At 60.2% G+C, this 18,335-nt stretch carries 16 protein-coding genes; 8 read left to right on the top strand and 8 right to left on the bottom strand.

All coding sequences use genetic code 11. The features are described 5' to 3' along the window. Nucleotides 1-177: 177 nt before the first annotated feature. From ABD833_RS12865 to ABD833_RS12855, 3 genes are all read right to left on the bottom strand, one after another. Entirely contained in the window at nt 178-804 is a 627-nt protein-coding gene (locus tag ABD833_RS12865) for a NifU family protein (RefSeq protein WP_345073499.1), read from the bottom strand. Between the two features lie 183 nt (nt 805-987). Further along, nucleotides 988-2,067 carry a chorismate synthase gene (gene aroC / locus ABD833_RS12860; RefSeq protein ID WP_345073496.1) on the bottom strand — a complete coding sequence of 360 codons (1,080 nt, stop codon included), beginning with the start codon at nt 2,065-2,067 and terminating at the stop codon, nt 988-990. A gap of 207 nt (nt 2,068-2,274) precedes the next feature. Further along, nucleotides 2,275-3,738, bottom strand: a complete 1,464-nt coding sequence (locus ABD833_RS12855; protein ID WP_345073495.1) for a BatD family protein — start codon at nt 3,736-3,738, stop codon at nt 2,275-2,277. Nucleotides 3,739-4,003: 265 nt separating this feature from the next. Between ABD833_RS12855 and ABD833_RS12850 the strand changes: the two genes are divergently transcribed. From ABD833_RS12850 to ABD833_RS12830, 5 genes are all read left to right on the top strand, one after another. Continuing rightward, nucleotides 4,004-4,726 (top strand): ferritin-like domain-containing protein, encoded by a 723-nt coding sequence (locus tag ABD833_RS12850; protein WP_345073493.1) that lies wholly within the window; start codon nt 4,004-4,006, stop codon nt 4,724-4,726. Between the two features lie 67 nt (nt 4,727-4,793). Beyond that, the gene (locus ABD833_RS12845) at nt 4,794-5,630 is read left to right on the top strand and encodes a ferritin-like domain-containing protein (protein WP_345073491.1); all 837 of its coding nucleotides are present in this window, start codon (nt 4,794-4,796) and stop codon (nt 5,628-5,630) included. A 155-nt stretch (nt 5,631-5,785) separates the two neighbouring features. Next, on the top strand, nt 5,786-6,487 hold the full coding sequence (locus tag ABD833_RS12840; protein ID WP_345073490.1) for a ferritin-like domain-containing protein: 702 nt from the start codon (nt 5,786-5,788) through the stop codon (nt 6,485-6,487). Between the two features lie 29 nt (nt 6,488-6,516). Beyond that, on the top strand, nt 6,517-7,401 hold the full coding sequence (locus tag ABD833_RS12835) for a ferritin-like domain-containing protein (protein ID WP_345073488.1): 885 nt from the start codon (nt 6,517-6,519) through the stop codon (nt 7,399-7,401). 235 nt (nt 7,402-7,636) lie between these two features. Beyond that, nucleotides 7,637-7,825 carry a hypothetical protein gene (locus ABD833_RS12830; protein WP_345073487.1) on the top strand — a complete coding sequence of 63 codons (189 nt, stop codon included), beginning with the start codon at nt 7,637-7,639 and terminating at the stop codon, nt 7,823-7,825. 30 nt (nt 7,826-7,855) lie between these two features. On the opposite strand, the gene queG is transcribed toward ABD833_RS12830, so the two are convergent. Both queG and ruvB read right to left on the bottom strand, forming a co-directional pair. After that, nucleotides 7,856-8,788, bottom strand: a complete 933-nt coding sequence (queG, locus tag ABD833_RS12825) for a tRNA epoxyqueuosine(34) reductase QueG (protein ID WP_345073485.1) — start codon at nt 8,786-8,788, stop codon at nt 7,856-7,858. Nucleotides 8,789-8,933: 145 nt separating this feature from the next. After that, complete coding sequence (gene ruvB / locus ABD833_RS12820) at nt 8,934-9,983, bottom strand: Holliday junction branch migration DNA helicase RuvB (RefSeq protein WP_345073484.1); 1,050 nt, start codon at nt 9,981-9,983, stop codon at nt 8,934-8,936. A 201-nt stretch (nt 9,984-10,184) separates the two neighbouring features. On the opposite strand from ruvB, the gene ABD833_RS12815 reads away from it, so the two are divergent. Next, nucleotides 10,185-11,150: a hypothetical protein gene (locus ABD833_RS12815; protein WP_345073483.1), complete on the top strand. Its 966-nt coding sequence runs from the start codon at nt 10,185-10,187 to the stop codon at nt 11,148-11,150. Nucleotides 11,151-11,170: 20 nt separating this feature from the next. Here the strand turns inward: ABD833_RS12815 and ABD833_RS12810 are convergent, their stop codons facing one another. Then, entirely contained in the window at nt 11,171-11,524 is a 354-nt protein-coding gene (locus tag ABD833_RS12810; RefSeq protein ID WP_345073482.1) for an HIRAN domain-containing protein, read from the bottom strand. Between the two features lie 131 nt (nt 11,525-11,655). On the opposite strand from ABD833_RS12810, the gene ABD833_RS12805 reads away from it, so the two are divergent. After that, nucleotides 11,656-12,117: a DUF4268 domain-containing protein gene (locus ABD833_RS12805; protein WP_345073480.1), complete on the top strand. Its 462-nt coding sequence runs from the start codon at nt 11,656-11,658 to the stop codon at nt 12,115-12,117. 343 nt (nt 12,118-12,460) lie between these two features. Here the strand turns inward: ABD833_RS12805 and ABD833_RS12800 are convergent, their stop codons facing one another. Then, the gene (locus ABD833_RS12800; protein ID WP_345073478.1) at nt 12,461-13,693 is read right to left on the bottom strand and encodes an acyl-CoA dehydrogenase family protein; all 1,233 of its coding nucleotides are present in this window, start codon (nt 13,691-13,693) and stop codon (nt 12,461-12,463) included. 231 nt (nt 13,694-13,924) lie between these two features. Between ABD833_RS12800 and ABD833_RS12795 the strand changes: the two genes are divergently transcribed. Further along, nucleotides 13,925-15,661 carry an APC family permease gene (locus tag ABD833_RS12795; RefSeq protein WP_345073477.1) on the top strand — a complete coding sequence of 579 codons (1,737 nt, stop codon included), beginning with the start codon at nt 13,925-13,927 and terminating at the stop codon, nt 15,659-15,661. Between the two features lie 181 nt (nt 15,662-15,842). Here the strand turns inward: ABD833_RS12795 and ABD833_RS12790 are convergent, their stop codons facing one another. After that, nucleotides 15,843-18,332 carry a TonB-dependent receptor gene (locus ABD833_RS12790; protein ID WP_345073475.1) on the bottom strand — a complete coding sequence of 830 codons (2,490 nt, stop codon included), beginning with the start codon at nt 18,330-18,332 and terminating at the stop codon, nt 15,843-15,845. Nucleotides 18,333-18,335: the final 3 nt, after the last annotated feature.

Here is an 18,335-nt window from a genome sequence, read left to right as displayed (position 1 = left end):
TATACCGTTTCCGAACGGCTGAAATGGAGGCTGCTTGCATCCAACAAAACTAACTCAAACAGCTTCTCAGGCCCCGTGCAGAGTACCACCGGCGGCGGCCGACGAGCTGCCGAAAGCACAAAAAAGCCCTTCCGGATAAGTATCCGGAAGGGCTTTTACATTCTCAAAAGGGGAAGCTTACACCGTAATGCCTTCGGCAACTACTTCCGTTACTTCCGGCACCATGCGCTTGAGCAGGTTTTCGATGCCCGACTTAAGCGTGACGGTGGCAGAAGGACAGCCCGAGCAGGAGCCCTGTAGATTCACGGTGACCACCCCGGCTTTGTACGAGCGGAAGGTGATGTTGCCGCCGTCCTGCTCCACGGCGGGACGCACGTAATTCTCGAGCAGGTCGATAACCTTCTGGCTGATCTGCTGATCCTGCTCGGAGGCGTCGCCGGTGGCGGCAGCCTGCTGGGCAGCTTTCTGCTCAGCGGCCGGATCGACGGTGAAGATCGGTCCGTTGGCCTCGATATACGACTTCAGGAAGGTGCGCAGCTCGGGAATGAGGTGGGTCCAGGTGAGGTCGGAGTTTTTGGTGACGGTGACGAAGTTGGCGGCAATGAAGACGCGGCCCACGTAGTCGAAGTTGAACAGCTCCTGGGCCAGCGGGGAGTTGGTGGCCGCTTCGAGGTTCGGATAATCCACGCTGACCCCGTCGCTGAGCAGCGTCGAGTTGAGCACGAACTTCATGGATTCGGGGTTGGGGCTGGCTTCGGCGTAAATGGAAACCGGACCAACGGGAGCAGTGAGGGTATCAGCCATGTTTGAAGGACTTGGAGACGAATGGTAACGGCGCGAAACGCCGACGACAAGGTAACGTGTTCGGCGGTGAAACCGTGCCACGCGCTATATGTTGCAAAGGTACATCAGGAATAAGGAAGCGGCTGGTTTACGCTTTCGGCCTCCAACCCCGGATTCAACAGCGGCCGCGGACCGCCCCCTGCGCTAGACCTTATTGGCCCGGGCCCGCAGCAGCATATCGGCCAGCACCAGATTGGTCATGGCATCAACGATGGGCACGGCCCGGGGCAGCACGCAGGGGTCGTGGCGGCCTTTGCCGGCCAGCATAATTTCTTCGCCCTGGTCGTTGATGGTGGCCTGGGGTTGCAGAATGGTGGCCACGGGCTTGAAGGCCACGCGGAAATAGATATCCTGCCCGTTGGAGATGCCCCCCTGAATTCCGCCCGAATGGTTGGTGCGGGTACGCACCAACCCGGCCTCATCGGTATAAAAGGCGTCGTTGTGCTCCGAGCCAAACAGCAGCGTGCCGGCGAAGCCGGAGCCGTACTCGAAGCCCTTCACGGCGTTGATGCTCAGCATGGCTTTGCCCAGTTCGGCGTGCAGCTTATCGAATACTGGTTCGCCCAGCCCCACCGGCACCCCCAGGGCCACGCCCGTCACGATGCCACCCACCGTATCGTGCCGGTCGCGGGTCTGGCGGATCAGCGCCGCCATGCGGTCGGCCGTTTCGGGGTGGGGGCAGCGCACCAGGTTGGTATCAATCAGGCTCAGATCGAGCTGCTCGTAGCCCACCGGCACGGCCACGGCCCCCACCTGCGATACGTAGCTTTGGGCCCTGATGCCAACCGTACGCAGCAGCGCGGCGGCCACGGCCCCGGCAGCCACGCGTGCAGCCGTTTCGCGGGCCGAGCTGCGCCCGCCGCCGCGGTAGTCGCGCCGGCCGTACTTCTGGTCATAGGTGTAGTCGGCGTGCGAAGGGCGATAGGCGTGCTCGATGTGGGAGTAGTCGTGGCTGGCCTGGTCCTGGTTGCGAATCAGCAGACTGATGGGAGTGCCGGTGGTGTAGCCGCCAAATAAGCCGGACAGCACTTCCACCTGATCGGCTTCCTTGCGCGGGGTGGTCAGGTCCGACTGGCCCGGGCGCCGCCGGTCCAGGGCCTGCTGAATCTCATCGGCAGCCAGCGCCACGCCCGCCGGGCAGCCGTCAATAATCACCCCTATACCCACGCCGTGCGACTCGCCAAACGTGGTAATGCGAAATATGGAACCGAAGGAATTACTCATGGACAGCCCAGCAACTTGATACTTCAGAAAATGGTGAATATGCTTCGGGCACCACAACGGAGGAACCCAGCCTGCACAACAAAGAAAGCGCAGTTTCCATGAAAATCTCCGCCACCAGCCACCCCGGGAAGCTCCCCGGCGGTACCTGGTTTACTTGCCCGCCCATCCGGCAGCCGCTTTTACCCCGGCACTGCCCCTGACCTTTATCTAGTTACGGCTGCGCCACCAGCTAAAAGCGGCCACCGTAAGCAGCAGCCCCAGGATAATGTTGGCGTACCGGCGCACGTCCGCATATTCGTCCAACGGACGCAGCGTGTTATCGGCACTGTTGAGTACCTCCCGGTAAAAAGCATCGTCTGGTAATGAATCGAAGGTGGAAACCCGTTGCGCTGAGCCGCCAACCGCCGGGTGCAGCTCCGCCCGTAGCGTATCGTAGCGAACGGTGGCCGGATTGAATATCACCAGGGAGAACAGGGTATCCAGCGGTACCACGCCGGGCCGGCGGGCCACCAGCCGGTAGCTGAACCGCTTGCTGCCGCCCACCCGGCCCACCTGCCGGGTCAGGCTCTGCTCCACCTCCGGGCCATAGACTTCCAACCCGGCAGTGGCGGGTACCACCGGGGCCGGCAGCGCGGCCAGATTACCTTCCCCCTCCACCACCAAGCCGTAGCGAAACGCTTCGCCCGTGCGAAAAGCAGTCCGGTCGATGGTTTCGCGTAGCCGGTAGTTGCCCACGGGCACCTGGTCGCGCAACGGGTGCGGCGGCAGGGGCTTCACGGTGATGACGCGGGGCTGGCTCAGGTAAGTTTTATAGCCTTCCAGCCGGTTATCCAGCCCTTCCGCCGGCTTTTTGGCTACCCGGTACTTGATCATCTGCAAGGCTACGGCCGGAAAGGTGAGCGGCTGCGCGTTCAGGGGGTACAGCTCGGCCTCGTACAGGCGGTAGCGCAGATACTGCTTGCCGCCGGCCATTACTGTTTCGGGCAGAATCTCCTGGTCATTAAACGGCTCCTCCCACACCGTAGACTGGCGCAGCTGCTTGAGTATGACAGGCAACTGGCGGGTCAGATCGTAGAAATTCAACAGCCCCTGGTCGGCGGGCGTGAGATAGAAATATACCCCGATATGGACCCCTTCGCCCACGAACACGCTGGTTTTATCGGGGACCAGGGCCAGAAAGGCGTTGTCCTGGAGCTCCACATATTCCTGGGGCTTAGGCTTACCAAACAGCTGATCCAGCAGCCCCAAGCCCTGCACGGGACCAGGAGCGGCGGGGGCGGCGGCAGGCTGGGGCGCTATTTTCACACTGCCGCCGGCCGAGCGAACCGGCAGCCCATTGATGGTCATTACGAAGGGCTTTATAACGTAGTCGCCCTCGGCATAAGCGGCGTAGCGCTGCGTGATGGTTAGCTCGACGGAAGTCTGCCCCCCTATAACGCGGGTTGTGGTCGTACTGGACTTGCCACTTTTCTTGAACCCTTCCAGATCCGGAAACGCGGAGTACTTCTCCAGGGGGGCCCCGCGTAGCCGGAAGCTGATGGTGTAGTAGTCCGTTATGGAAACTGCTGCACTCCCCAACACAACGTCGGCGGCTACCGGGGCCGGCTGGGCGCGTAGGGACCCGATTGTGGTCAGCCAAAAAAGCAGGAAGCCTAAAAAACACTGCGGCACGGACATTTCAAGCTTTTTAAAGAAGGCTTCAAAACTACGCAAAAAGCCTGTCCAGTTCGCGTAGCCCCGCTTGGCGCTACCACTCATGCTCTATATCCCCGATTCCGCATACAAAAAAAAAGGTGCCTTGTCAATCCGTTTTTCTGAGCCGGCCGTAAATGGCTTTCAAATACCCTTCCGCTTCTGGATTTACCTTGACAAACGTCTTATCCAAGCCGTTTCGGAAGCATTTTGCTTTTTCTTTTCATCCTAACCACCCCATCTCATGTCTAAACTCCTCAACTCCGGCGGGGACGAAGCGGAATTCGCTAAGCCGCTATACGTACCCATCAAACGGCGCTCTTTCTTCATGTATGCCGGTGCTACGGCCGGAGCTACTGCTCTGCTGTTGTCAGGCTGCGGCGATGATGAAAACGATGACGTCGTCCAACCCGGTATCGTGAGCCTGGGTAGCGGTGATGTTGGTGTGCTGAACTACGCTTACGCCCTGGAGCAGCTCGAAGCCGCCTTCTACGCGCAGGTTATCGCCACCCCGTACGCTAATATCTCAGCCGACGAGAGAGCCGCGCTGACTGCCATTGCCAAGCACGAGGCCATTCACCGCGACTTCTTCAAAGCGGCCATCACGGCCGCCGCGCCCACGATGATTATCCCGGGCCTGACTCCGGATTTCAGCAAAGTCACCTTCTCCGACCGTACCTCGGTGCTGACGACCGCCAAAACCTTCGAGGATTTGGGCGTTGGCGCTTACAACGGCGCCGGACAACTGATCCAGAACCCAACTTATCTGCTGCTGGCCGGCAAAATTGTATCGGTGGAAGCCCGGCACGCTGCTTACATCCGTGACCTGATCACGCCGGGCAGCTTCTCGGGCAGTGATGTAGTAAATGCTTCGGGCCTCGACCAGGCGCTGTCGGTAGCGACCGTTCTGGGGGCTGCTCAGGCCTTCATCAAGGAAAAAATCAACGGCGACAACGTCGGTAAGTAATCCACCACCCTCACCTCTGACTTCTCTTCATATGAACCTGTTCAAGATAATTTCCGAGCTGGAAAAGGTGGATCCAGAACTTATGGACCGCCTTTCGCATCGCCGTAGTGCTCTGAGCATGCTCGGCGACATCAGCAAGAAGATGGCCCTCGCCGCAGCTCCTATTGCCATTGGCTCCGCCTTCAACAAGGCTATGGCCCAGAATACGCTGACCAACCCAAATGATATTCTGAACTATGCCCTGCTGCTTGAGCGGCTGGAGTTCAGCTTCTACGATCAGGCTCTGAAGGCCGCTACGCTCACGCCGGTCCTGACCGGTGTCGACCGCGCGGCCATTGAGACCATCCGGACCCACGAACTGGCGCACGTAAACCTGCTGACCGCCGCTTTGGGCTCGGCAGCGGCCCCGGCGCCGGCCAACGGCTTCGACTTCAAGGGGGCTTTCGCTACCTACGACGGCTTCCTCACCACGGCTCAGGCCCTGGAAGACACGGGCGTACGGGCTTACAAAGGCCAGGCTAACAACATTCCCCGCACCCTCAACCCAACGGTAGGCGGTACGGTGGTGAACCTGCTGACGGTAGCGTTGCAGATCCATTCGGTGGAAGCTCGTCATGCGGCGCGTATCCGCTACATGCGGCGTGGGGCTACGGCCGGCAACCAGACCACTATCTTCCCCTGGATCAACAATGCGGAAGCTAACGGTGCTCCGGCCGTAGTATACGGTGCTGGCAACCCGGCCGCTACGTTCCCGGCGGAGAGCAACCTGGCTCAGGGTGGCATCGCCAACCTGACTACTGCTCTCGGAGCCACTTACTCTGCCGCTGACGTGAGCGCAGCCTTCGATGAAGGCCTCGACAACACTACGGTAACGGCTATTGCCCGCGCTACCGCTAATTTCTAAAGCGCCCGTTCTTGTTTCTGAAAAAGGCGTCCCCAAAACAGGGACGCCTTTTTCATGCAACCTCAGGCCCGGTTTAGAGCATCTCACCATAACAGGTTACCTTCGTAAAATTTAGCGCCGGGCTTGTCGCGGCCTTGCTCAGTGATTGTCTGCTTATGATAACCTCTTTTCTGGCCCGCAGCATGCGCCGCCGTTCTTTTTTTCAGCTAGCCGGAGCTACGGCCGCTACGTCGGCACTGGTACTGACCGGGTGTGGCAAAGACGATCCGACCCCTCCGGCCGGAGCCAATCCGAATGTATTGACCTTGCCGGCCGGTGATGTTGGGCTGCTCAATTATGCTTACCTGCTGGAGCAGCTCGAAGCCGCTTTTTATCAGAAGGTACTGGATGCGAAGCTGACCGATCTGCTGCCCGGAGAGCTGGCGGCGCTAACCGACCTGCGCGACCATGAGGTTATTCACCGGGAATTTTTCAAATTTGCGCTGCTCGATAACGCTATTCCAACCCTTGTCTTCGACTTCAGCTCCATTTCCTTTACGTCCCGCCTGAACGTACTTACGGCGGCCAAAAAATTCGAAGATCTGGGGGTAGCGGCTTACAATGGCGTGGGCAAGCTGGTTTCCAGCAGCGCTTACCTGGTATTGCTGGCCAAAATAGCTTCTGTCGAAGCCCGGCATGCCGCCTTCATCCGGGATGCCCTCCAGCCCAATTCCCTGGCCACTCCGGATGCTACCATTATTGCTACCGCCGGCGATTCTACCGGGTTCAATATTGCCCTGACGCCCCGGGAAGTACTCGCCGCCGCCGCGCCGTTTCTTCCATTTGCTGTTGACGCTTCCCAGCTTCCCACCTCTTAATTCCGGTTGCCGCCGACGTCTCTTTTCGTATGAACATCTTCAAATTATTTGCTACTCTGGCTGAGGTTGACCCGGAAGCTTATCAACGGCTAAGTGCCCGCCGGAGCGTACTAAGCAGCCTCGGCAAACTGAGCCGGCGGGCGGCGGCTACTGCTGTTCCTCTGGGGCTCGGGGCCGTGCTCCAAAAAGCCTATGGCGGCACCACGCAGACTATTCTCGACGCCTTCACCCTGGCGCTCCGGCTGGAGCACCTGGAGAATGAGTTTTATAGCCAGGCGTTAGCCGCCGGCCAGGCCGGCACGCTGATCTTCGCGGCCGGTACTCGACCGGTTATCCAGCAAATTCAGGGGCACGAGCAGGCTCACGTGACCTTTTTCCAACAGCAGCTGCAAAGCTCCAGTGCCACCGTACCGGCTAAGCCCAACTTTGACTTTACGGGCAGCAAAAACGGGACGAAGCCCGCACTGTTCGCGGACGTTTTTACCAACTTCGGCACCTTCCTCAAAGTTGCTCAGCTCCTCGAAGACGCGGGAGTACGCGCCTATAAAGGGCAGGTGGAGTTTCTGATGGCCGACAATGACTTGTTACAGGCCGCGCTGCAAATTCATGCCGTGGAAGCCCGCCACGCGGCCCACATCCGGGGCATGCGGCGGGCCCTGGGTGCCAACGTCCGGAACTGGATCAGTAAAAGCGACGATTCAATTACTGTAGTGGGCGCTACGGAAGCAGTTTACGCCGGCGAAGACGTGACCGTGCAGGCGATACCCGGTACTCCCGTACGGCTGTTTCCTGCCGATACTACTCCTATCGTCAGTGGGACAAAAGCGCAGGCCCTCATCAGTCTGGGGGAAGCTTTTGATGAGCCGGTAACGGCCACCGTAGCCAACCAATTGGCTAACCTGTTCATTTATTAACTCAAACGTAACAGCTTCTCTACCCCAAAGGAACGGCTAAGGCCGTTCCTTTTTTGTTGGTACAAGTGGCAGAATCATGCCGGTTGAGCTTGCACTATCAAGATTAATTCTTGTATCTTTCAATAACGCTCCAAAAACCCCTTAAGCCCTTAGAGGCTTTTCGTAAAGCCTTCCCATACTCTCTTCGTCTGCTGCTCTGTTACCTCCTACCCAACCCTTCTAAAACTTTTGACCGATGCTGGAATACGTGAAAACCATCCTGCTTAAAGTCAGCTTTGACAAAATTCTCTTTGAAAAAGAGCTGCGCAAAGCATTTCGGATGCTGGTACCCACTGAGTTGCTGCAACTCAAGACGTGGTGCTATCAGCAATTTGCTAAAGTGTATCATCGTATCCTGAACCGCGTTTTTGCCCAGGCGGCTTAGCCTGCTCCCGATCATTTCTGACGTTCTCGCCTACTCCGTTACAAACCGGATATTACGCGTTAGCCCCGCATAGCCCGTGCGCTTCACGGCCGACTGCCGGAACAGCTCCGAGAACAGCTCGTGGGTAATTTCCTGCCAGTCGGTAGCACTCAGGTGGGGCAACTGCGGGTTGGGCTTGAACTGAGCCTCACTGTGCGGCCTGGCGAACCGGTTCCAGGGACACACATCCTGGCAGATGTCGCAGCCAAATACCCAGTTACCAAACTTGCCGGCCATTTCCGTCGGAATCTGGTCCTTGAGCTCAATGGTGAAATAGCTGATGCACTTGCTGCCGTCGACCACGTAGGGCTCGGTGATGGCCCCGGTGGGGCAGGCATCCAGGCATTTGGTGCAGGTGCCGCAGTAATCCTTGATGGGGCCGTCGTAGTCCAGCTCCAGGTCCAGGATAAGCTCGGCAATGAAGTAAAAGCTGCCGGTGCCGGGCGTAATCAGGTTGGCATTTTTACCCACCCAGCCCAGCCCACTCTTTTTGGCCCAGGCCTTATCCAGCACCGGGGCCGAATCGACGAAGCAGCGGCCGCCTACCTCCCCTATTTCCTGCTGAATATCCTGCAGCAGCGTCTTGAGCTTGTCTTTGATGACGAAGTGATAGTCGCGACCGTAGGCATATTTGCTGATTTTGAGCGTGTCGGCGTCTTGCTGCTGATCTTCTTCTGCCGGGTAATAGTTGAGCAGCAGGGAAACCACCGATTTGGCCCCGTCTACCAGCAGGCGTGGATCGAGTCGCTTATCGAAGTGGTTGGCCATGTAGGCCATTTGGCCGTGCATGTTGCGGTTGAGCCAGTTTTCGAGGCGCGGGGCCTCCTCCTCCAAAAATTCCGCCTTCGAAATGCCACAGTACATAAAGCCCAGCTCCAGAGCCCGGCGTTTGATGAAAGCAGTGTATTGGGCGGTAGGGAGCATCTGGTTTTTGGTTTTTGGTTATTCGTTTTTAGTCAATACACTTTCCTTCTCTGTTTCCGGATAAAAGCAAAGCGTGCCTGAGAAGTTCAGACACGCTTCGTGTTGTAAAGGTCCAAAAACCAAAAACGAATAACCAACAACCAGCTTACCCTTCTGCGCCGAATAAGTCGGTGGTGTTGCCGCGCAGGTGCTGGGGCATGAGCTTGCCCAGGTGCTTATAGGCGGCTTCGGTGGCCTCGCGGCCCCGGGAGGTGCGCTTAAGGTAGCCTTCCTGAATCAGGAAGGGCTCGTATACTTCCTCAATGGTTTCGGCTTCTTCGCCGCAGGCCGTGGCAATGGTGCTGATGCCCACGGGACCACCCTTAAACTTGTCGATGATGGTATTCAGGATGCGCTTGTCCATGTCGTCGAGGCCGTTGTGGTCCACGTCGAGGGCATTGAGGGCGAACTGGGCAATATCGACCGTGATGGTGCCGGTGCCTTTGATCTGAGCAAAGTCGCGGGTACGGCGCAGCAGGTTATTGGCAATCCGGGGGGTACCGCGCGAGCGGCGGGCAATTTCGAAGGCGGCATCGGCGTGAATGGGCGTACCCAGGATTTCGGCCGAGCGCTTCACGATACTGGTCAGCAGCGTAGAATCGTAGTACTCGAGGCGGGCCGAGATGCCGAAGCGGGCCCGCAGCGGCGCGGTGAGCATGCCCGAGCGGGTAGTAGCGCCGATGAGCGTGAACGGGCTCAGCGAAATCTGCACCGACCGCGCATTCGGGCCCGAATCGAGCATGATGTCGATGCGGTAGTCCTCCATCGCCGAGTACAGGTACTCTTCCACCACCGGGTTGAGGCGGTGAATCTCGTCGATGAAGAGCACGTCGTTGGGCTCCAGGTTGGTGAGCAGGCCGGCCAGGTCCGAAGGCTTGTCGAGCACCGGGCCGCTGGTCATCTTAATACCCGATTCCAGCTCGTTGGCAATGATGTGCGAGAGCGTGGTTTTGCCCAGGCCGGGCGGGCCGTGCAGCAGCACGTGGTCGAGCGCCTCACCGCGCTGCCTGGCGGCGGCCACGAACACGCGCAGGTTATCGACCACCTTATCCTGCCCCGCGAAGTCGGAAAAGGACAGGGGGCGGAGGGCTTTATCAAAGTCTTTTTCGGAGGCGTCCATGTGGCCGTTGTCCCCGGATAGATAAGTTTCGCGCATGATGTGGAGCGGGAGTTTGGTAGCTGAAAGGTAACACAACGGCGGGCTGATTCCTCCCATTTTTAGCAAAAAAAGCTGGCTGACCGGCCTGTACGCCTCGTTTATCTAACCATATTAGCAAAAGCACCGCGTCAGTGACTTTCTGGTGGCCAACGACTGGCTGGCGCGTGCGTAATTTGCGGCTTCATCCGCTGCCGCTTTATGTCCGCTTCCGCTCCGTTTGCCACCTGGCTCCACTCACTGCCCGTTGATTTCTACGACCAGCTGGCCCACGCGCTTTCCCTGCACGGCATGGCCTGCGCCGAGCTCCTGAGCCGCCCCCACGACGAGCTGCCCCGGCAGATAGCCGCCCTCACCGGCCTCGCCGCGGCCCAGGTAGCCCAGCTCAACACTATCAGCAGCCATGCCCGGCTGGTGCAGGCGCTGGCAGAAAATCCGCGCCAACTCTACGATTTACTCCTGGTGGGCGGCCTGGTGCTCGATACGTCCCTGGCGGTGCCGGTGCTGGCTTACGTGCGCCAGCAGATGAACATTGATAATACCCGGCTGGCCACGCTAAAAAACTATTGTCTGGAACTGAGCGGCACGTTTCTGGGCGCCCTGGAGCAGCACCTGCCCCCCACGCTACTGGTGGGGCTGCACCGGCTGCGCGTGGAAGCGGCGTTTGCGCACTACGTAGCCGCTAACCCGCCGCCCGCGCCCACGGTAGCCACCATCCGCTTCACCGACCCGCAATTGCAGATGATGCGGCTGGCCCTGCTGCTGGTCCATTCCTTGCCAGAAGCGGGTGAGCAGCCGTTCATGCGGGCCGTAGTGGCGTTAGGCGCGCTGCAACCGACGGCGCTGGAGCCGATAATTGCCCGCCTGGGCCAGTTGCAGCCCGCAGAAGCCCTGACTCTGACCATGCCGGAACTGGTACAGCTCTACCAGGCTATGCAGGTGTGCGGAATGGTGTTTGTAAGCGACGTACTAAGCATGCTGGGTCTGGAAGAAGCCTTACCCCAGCCGCCGGCCGACACTCAAGCCACCCCGGCGCCGGCCAGCAGCCGGCAGGCCGTGGGCGAAATGGTAAGCAGCTTTACGCAATGGGTGCAGCAAACCTTCCCCGACGCACCCGAAATAGCGGCGGCCCGCCGGCAGGTACTGGCCCTGGCCGACGCGCTCTAGCGTCTGGGCCGGGTAAGCGCTTAGTCACGGCCGCCGGGCAGCAGCACTTCGATTTCGAGCTGCAGCCAGTCGTCCTCCCAGGCTTTGTGGGTGATGCGGGCCGTGAGCTCATAGCCGGCGTCAAGCAGGCGGGCGCTGGTTTCGTTGCGCACGTCGGGTAAGTAGCCCAGCCATACGTCCCCTTCAGCTTCGGTGGTCAGCACTTTCACGGCCCAGTCGTCGTACTTGCTGTCGGCCTCACGAACCAGACGCAATATCTGGCCGAGGTAGAGGCCGGGTTCGTGCTGTTGGAGATTTTCGCGGTGGGTGGTGCCGGCCACGAGGCATTCCAGGAGGACCAGATCGGGGGCCGACGGAGCGGGAGCAGGTTTCATGGGGCCAATGTACAGGACCGCAGGCAGCTTACCGCGCCCGAACTCCCAATCAGGCGCCGCCGCTGTCAGGCCGCCAACTTACCCAGCGCCGGAAACCGTATTTTCCCAACCCGAAATTCATTCTGCTTTATATGTATAGCAAAGCCGAAACCGCGCAGCTGCGTCAGGCCTTCTGGACCACCTTTGGGCAGTACATGGCGCCCGTGCCTTCCGCCGAAGGGCTGCCCACCAACTGGATCAACTACAAAACCGGCGTCAAGCACCTGTCCTTCCGCTTGCACGCCGATGTGCGCCACGCCACCATCAGCATCGAGCTGACTCACCCGGATGCCACGGTGCGGGCAACGTATTTCGAGCAGTTTGAGGCGCTGAAAACCCTGCTGCACGAAACCACCGGCCAGCCCTGGCGCTGGGAAGCCGACGCCCTGGATGCCCACGGCCAGCCCCGGAGCCGCATTTTCCAGGAGCTGACTCCGGTAAATATATTCAGCCGCGACGACTGGCCGGCGCTGATTTCGTTCTTCAAGCCCCGCCTGATGGCGCTGGACGTTTTCTGGAGCGACGCGCAGTACTCGTTTGCGGGGCTGGGATAAAACCCGGCTGGCTCAACCGCTGAAAACCATCCGTCATTTTCATTGCTCAGAAGCAGTTTGAGTTAAATTCTCAGACCTCTGAAACAAGGTAGCGACGCATCCTGGCGTAAGAGTCGGCCGCGCCGCTACCCCGTTCGGACGACTCTTACGCTAACGCCATTGGCTGACCGGATCAGCGTCAGGAAAATGGCACAGACGACCAGCCAGCCCAGCGGGTAGCAGACCGCCATGAACCGCAGCAGAGGATTAAAAAAACTCGAACGAAAACATAAGCGCAGCAGCATAAAACCCAAAAACGGCCGCCCTGTATGCAGAGCGGCCGTTTGAAGATACGTAATGCGGCTTACTTGAACGCCTGAATGCCGGTGATATCGGCGCCGGTGATGAGCAGGTGAATGTCGTGGGTGCCCTCGTAGGTGACCACCGATTCGAGGTTCATCATGTGGCGCATGATGGGGTACTCGCCCGTGATGCCCATGCCGCCGTGAATCTGGCGGGCTTCGCGGGCAATGTGCAGGGCAATTTCCACCGAGTTGCGCTTGGCCATTGAAATCTGGGCCGAAGTGGCTTTACCTTCATTTTTGAGCACCCCAAGGCGCCACACCAGCAGCTGGGCCTTGGTGATTTCGGTGAGCATCTCGGCCAGCTTCTTCTGCTGGAGCTGGAAGCCGCCGATGGGTTTGCCGAACTGCTCGCGCTCCAGCGAGTATTGCAGCGCCGACTCGTAGCAGTCGATGGCCGCGCCGATAGCGCCCCAGGCAATGCCGAAGCGGGCCGAGTCGAGGCAGCTGAGCGGACCTTTCAGGCCGTCGATGTTGGGCAGGATGTTTTCTTTGGGGATTTTCACGTCCTGAAATACCAGCTCGCCGGTAGTGCTGGCGCGCAGGCTCCACTTGTTGTGGATTTCGGGGGTGGTGAAGCCTTCCATGCCGCGCTCCACCAGCACGCCCTTGATGCGGCCATTCTCATCCTTGGCCCACACCACGGCTACCTGACACTCGGGCGAGTTGCTGATCCAGAGCTTAGCCCCGTTGAGCAGATAGTAGTCGCCCATGTCCCTGATGTTGGTGGTCATGCCGCCGGGATTCGAACCGTGGTCGGGCTCGGTGAGACCGAAGCAGCCCAGCCACTCGCCGGAGGCCAGCTTGGGCAGGTACTTCCGGCGCTGCTCCTCCGAGCCGTAGGCGTAGATCGGAAACATCACCAACGAGCCCTGCACCGAGGCCGTGGAGCGCATACCCGAGTCGCCGCGCTCAATTTCCTGCATGATCAGGCCGTAGCTGATGTAGTCGAGCCCGCCGCCGCCGTACTCGGTGGGGATGGTGGGGCCGAAAGCGCCCACGTCGCCGAACTTGCGCACGATTTCGGAGGGGAAGTGCGCGTCCTGGGCCCACTTCTCAATGTTCGGATTGATTTCCTTCTTCACGAAGTCACGAATACTCTGCCGGATAAGCTTGTGCTCCTCAGTGAGCAGGCCGTCGAGGTCGAAGTAATCGGTGAAGCCGGCCGCGTTCAGGGAGCCGTGGTGACTGGCTGCTTTAGCTTTGGGCGAGAGGACGTCAGCTTGGGATGACATAAGGAAGTTGTTGGGTGGGGAATCGGGCTCAAAGATAGGAGTTTCCGCCTGCGGAACAGGCAGCTGCCGCCGATGGTTTGGGCCGGCGGCAGCGCATTTTCCGGCTCCGCGGCTCCCGGGGTCCCGACGGCCGGGTGGCCGCTCAGACCATATTTTTAGCTGTTCCGATATTCAAAACCACTGTTGTCTGCGTACAGGCAGCAATCCTTGTCATTCTCCGCCCTCCTACCTATGAGCCACGAAAAAAAACTAAACGAGCTGGAAGCCACCGCTATCTGCGGCAACGATATTTCATCATCGTGCCTGTACGTATCGGCCCTGGCCATTGCCTACGCCGGGCAATACGCCTGGGTGGCCCTGCTGATGGTGGGGGCGGTGCTGTTTTTGTTCCGCTCCATCTACGGGGAAGTAGTAGGGGCGCTGCCCCTCAACGGCGGGGCCTACAACGTGCTGCTGAACACCACCAGCAAGCGCAACGCCGCGCTGGCCGCCTGCCTCACCATCCTGTCGTATATGGCCACGGCGGTTATTTCGGCTTCCGAGGCCATGCACTACCTGCACACACTCTGGGCTGGGCTGCCCATCATCGGCGCCACGCTGGGGCTGCTGGGGCTGTTTCTGGCCCTCACGATTCTGGGCATCTCGGAGTCGGCGAAGGTGGCGGTGGGCATTTTTCTGGTGCATCTGGTTTCGCTCACCCTGCTGGTGGGGACTACGATCTGGTTTCTGGCCACCCACAGCCTGGATACGATGTCGGTAAACTTTGCGCGGCCCCTGCCGGGCGGTAGCCTGCTGACGGCCCTTTTTCTGGGGTTCAGCGCGGCCATGCTGGGCATCTCGGGCTTCGAAAGCTCGGCCAACTTCGTCGAGGAGCAGGCCCCGGGCGTGTTCGGCAAAACCCTGCGCAACATGTGGGTGGTAGTAAGCTTTTTCAACCCCGTCATTGCCTTTCTGGTGGTGGCCGCGCTGCCCCTGACCGAAGTAGGCCCGCACACCGAAACCCTGCTGGCCTACCTGGGCACCACCACCGGCGGCCCGTGGCTGGGCATCCTGATTTCGGTGGATGCCGTGGCCGTGCTCAGCGGGGCGGTGCTGACTTCCTTCGTGGGCGTGAGCGGGCTGATGAAGCGCATGACCCTGGACCGGATCCTGCCCCAGTTTTTCCTGCGGGAAAACAAGGCTAAGAGCAACTACGTCATTCTCATCACCTTTTTCCTGCTCTGCGTGTCGGTGCTGCTGATCACCCGCGGGCAGCTGGGGCCGCTGGCGGGGGTGTATACCATTTCGTTTCTGGCGGTTATGGCGTTTTTTGCCCTGGGCAACTTCCTGCTCAAAAGCAAGCGCCCGAACCTGCCGCGGCCGGTGTACGCCGGTATTCTCACCGTGACGGTGGCGCTGCTGAGCATCCTGCTGGCGCTGTACGGCAACATCAAGATGCACCCCGACTACCTGATTGTATTCCTGCAGTACTTCCTGCCGGCCATGCTGGTGGTGTACGTGATGCTCAACCGTACTTCCATTCTGACCCTGACGCTGGCGGCGGTGAATTCGGTTACCGAGCATACCCGGTTTTCACGCTTCGGCCGGCTGCTCGTCAAGCGCAAGCTGCGGGAGCTGCATCAGCAGGAGTTCGTATTCTTCACCAAGGGCGACAATGTCTCGAACCTCAACAAGGTGATGGCCTACGTGGTGGAAAACGAGTTTACCACCCGCCTCAAGATCGTAACGCTACTCAACGAAGGCGAAACCGTGTCGCCCGAGCTGCTCACCGACATCAACGTGCTGGACCGGGCCTACGAGCAGATCGAAGTCGAGTTTGTGACCATGCAAGGCCACTTCGGCCCGGCATTGATTGAGGAGCTCTCGACTGAATGGTGCATCCCGAAAAACTTCATGTTCATCGGCTCCCCCGGCGACCGGTTTCCCTACCAGATATCGGAGCTGGGCGGTGTCCGGCTAATCATTTGACCACGGATTCGTCCGGATTTTTCGGATTCGTCGGATTTTGTGGACGATTATTAAGACAGAAAGGCCACCCGAGTGGGTAACCTTTCTGTCTTTTGTTTTCCGAGGTTTCTGTCGGGAAGACCCAAAATTCGCGCCGTCCGCAAAATCCGACCAATCCAAAAAATCCGGACGAATCCGTGGTTCAGAACTTCACGCCCACCGACGCCAGAAAATTACGGGTGGCCTGGGGGTAGTAGAAGTTGTAGTTCAGCTGCTGGCCGGCGGCGTCGAGGTTGCCGTAGGTGTAGCCGTTGGCCACGTACTCGCGGTTGAGTATATTATTGACCAGTAGCCCCAGCTCGATTTCCTTCACCCAAGCCGGCCGGATGGTGTAGCGCAGCCGTAAGTCCAGCACCTGGTAGGGCTTGAGGCGACGGTCCTCGCTGGCCGAGTTATCCAAATACTGCCGGCTCACGGTTTTGTAGAGCAGTGCCACCCGCAGGCCCTTCAATGGCTGCCCTTCCAGCGTGTGCGCCGACACCACCGCCGGCGAATAGGAAATGGTGGACGGTCGGGTCTCGGCGGCTATAATGGGGGCGAAGCCGCTGTCGAACAGGATCTGGCGGTAGTCCAGCACGCGGTTGCGGCTCAGGGTCAGTGTGCTGCTCAGGCTTACTTGGTCGTTGGCCGAAGCCGAGCCCGTCAGCTCCAGTCCGGTGCGGTAGCTGCGCCCCACGTTGGTGCGCAGCGGTGTGCCCACGGCGTCGAGCTGGCCCGTGGCCACCAGCTGGTTGCGGTAGCGCATGTAGAAATAGTTGGCTTCCAGCCGCAGGGCCGTATGCGGACCCAGCACCGTAGATTCGGGCTGCGCGAAGCGGTAGCCTACTTCCACGTCGTCGAGCCGCTCGGCCCGGGGCAGCGGCTGGCCGGCGGGGCGGTCGGTAAAGTCGGCGCGGACCGGCTCGCGCTGGCCCACAGCATAGCTGGCGTAGAGCTGCTGCCCGGCCGTTGGCGAAAAGGTAATGCCGGCTTTGGGGTTGAAGAAAGTGTAGCGGGCCCGGGTGCGCACGTCCACCTGGCCTTCTTCCAGCCCGTCGAGGTTGTAGGTGATGTGGCGCACCTGCGCGTCGGCGTACACGCCCAGGCGGGGCGCTACCTGCCAGGTGGCGCGGGCGTAGGCATGGTAGTCGGTTTTGCGGGCGTCGTTGAAATAGTAGCGCTGACGGATCGGGCCGTTGGAAGCATACTGGGCCCAGATCACCTCACCGTAGTGGTCGTTGACAAACTGGTTCCAGGCGCCGCCTACCGTCGCCTGAAACGCGTCGTTGGCCCGGGGCTGGTAGTTCAGGGCAAAAGTACCGCCGTAGAAATAGTTGTCCAGCCACTTCCGATTGATGAGGTTGGTAGCCGTGATGGTATCGACGCCGACGATGACGTCGGCCAGGCCGTACTTGGCCAGGGCCTGAGCAGCCTGGTAGTTTTCGTAGTAGCCAAAGCCCCGGGTCAGGTGCAGGGCCGCGCCCAGGTTCCAGTCGGCACCCAGACCCTGGGTGAGGTGCAGCTGGTAGTGGTTCTGCTGGTAGTTGTCGGTCTGGTTGTCGTAGGTGTAGTAGCTGTAGCGCCGGCCTTCGCGCAGCACCCGCTCGGCATCCCCGTCGCTGAGGGCGTAGTTGTCGGCAAACCGCTGCGCCAGGGCCCGGTCGCCGGTCAGGGCGGGTTCGGGTACGCCGTTCCAGGCCTGGTAGGTTTTCTCCCGCCCCGAAAAGGTGATGAACTTCAGCAGCGTCTGCTTATGCTGGTAGCCGGCCGCAAAATAGTACGACTTCAGGTCCGACGCCGCCCGGTTCATGTAGCCCTCCGACCTGATGCGCGACAGGCGGCCATCTACGGTGAAGTGCCCGTTCAGCAGCCCGGTACCGAAGGAGACGTTGTTTTTCCAGGTGTTGAAGGAGCCGACGGAGTTCTGGGTTTCCCCGTATGCCTCCGTGCGATTCTCCAGGGTGCTGATGTTGATGCTGGCCCCGAAGGCCGCGCCGCCGTTCTGGCTGGTACCCACGCCGCGCTGCACCTGCAGGGTGTTGATGGACGAAGCCAGATCGGGCAGATTGATCAGAAACGACCCGTGCGACTCCGCATCGTTCAGCGGCACCCCGTTGATGGTCATGTTGATGCCCGTGTTGCTCGTTCCCCGAATGCGGATGTCGGTGTAGCCCACGCCGGCCCCGGCATCGGAAGTCACCACCACCGAGGGCGTCTGGTCGAGCAGGTAGGGCAGGTCCTGGCCGAAGTTGCGGGCCTGGAGCTGCTCCTTGCTGACGTTGGTATAGGCCGTGGCCGTGCGGTCGTTGGCGCGGGAAGCCGTGACCAGCGCCTCACCGGTGAGCACGCCACCGGGCCGGAGCAGACTGGTCAGCCGTTGCGCAGCCAGCTGCCCCCGCACCGGCTGCACCAGCGGCTCGTAGCCCAGAAAGGTAACCCGCAGCTCGTGGGCCCCGGCCGGTACAACCGGGATAGAGAAAGTGCCCGCGGCATCGGTGGCGGCACTGGCCGTGCCATCGAGCACCACGGTGGCGCCGGGCAGCACCAGGCCCGTGCGGGCATCCGTAACTGTGCCGGACACGGGGCCTTGCGCCCACGCCGACGAGTAGGGCAGCGCCAGCAGCGCCGCCCCCAAAACCAGGAAATTTTTCAACGG

The organism is Hymenobacter fastidiosus (assembly GCF_039539565.1).
Lineage (GTDB): Bacteria > Bacteroidota > Bacteroidia > Cytophagales > Hymenobacteraceae > Hymenobacter > Hymenobacter fastidiosus.
Note: the sequence above shows the minus strand (reverse complement) of the source record. Positions and strands in the feature narration are given on the sequence as shown.

What these genes read in the sequence shown, in the direction of transcription:
- ABD833_RS12815 (WP_345073483.1), top strand. Translation starts at nt 10,185, where the DNA reads ATGTCCGCTTCCGCTCCGTTTGCCACCTGGCTCCACTCACTGCCCGTT.
- ABD833_RS12800 (WP_345073478.1), bottom strand. Translation starts at nt 13,693, where the DNA reads ATGTCATCCCAAGCTGACGTCCTCTCGCCCAAAGCTAAAGCAGCCAGT.
- ABD833_RS12830 (WP_345073487.1), top strand. Translation starts at nt 7,637, where the DNA reads ATGCTGGAATACGTGAAAACCATCCTGCTTAAAGTCAGCTTTGACAAA.
- ABD833_RS12850 (WP_345073493.1), top strand. Translation starts at nt 4,004, where the DNA reads ATGTCTAAACTCCTCAACTCCGGCGGGGACGAAGCGGAATTCGCTAAG.
- ABD833_RS12835 (WP_345073488.1), top strand. Translation starts at nt 6,517, where the DNA reads ATGAACATCTTCAAATTATTTGCTACTCTGGCTGAGGTTGACCCGGAA.
- ABD833_RS12805 (WP_345073480.1), top strand. Translation starts at nt 11,656, where the DNA reads ATGTATAGCAAAGCCGAAACCGCGCAGCTGCGTCAGGCCTTCTGGACC.
- ruvB (WP_345073484.1), bottom strand. Translation starts at nt 9,983, where the DNA reads ATGCGCGAAACTTATCTATCCGGGGACAACGGCCACATGGACGCCTCC.
- aroC (WP_345073496.1), bottom strand. Translation starts at nt 2,067, where the DNA reads ATGAGTAATTCCTTCGGTTCCATATTTCGCATTACCACGTTTGGCGAG.
- ABD833_RS12795 (WP_345073477.1), top strand. Translation starts at nt 13,925, where the DNA reads ATGAGCCACGAAAAAAAACTAAACGAGCTGGAAGCCACCGCTATCTGC.
- queG (WP_345073485.1), bottom strand. Translation starts at nt 8,788, where the DNA reads ATGCTCCCTACCGCCCAATACACTGCTTTCATCAAACGCCGGGCTCTG.
- ABD833_RS12865 (WP_345073499.1), bottom strand. Translation starts at nt 804, where the DNA reads ATGGCTGATACCCTCACTGCTCCCGTTGGTCCGGTTTCCATTTACGCC.
- ABD833_RS12840 (WP_345073490.1), top strand. Translation starts at nt 5,786, where the DNA reads ATGATAACCTCTTTTCTGGCCCGCAGCATGCGCCGCCGTTCTTTTTTT.
- ABD833_RS12810 (WP_345073482.1), bottom strand. Translation starts at nt 11,524, where the DNA reads ATGAAACCTGCTCCCGCTCCGTCGGCCCCCGATCTGGTCCTCCTGGAA.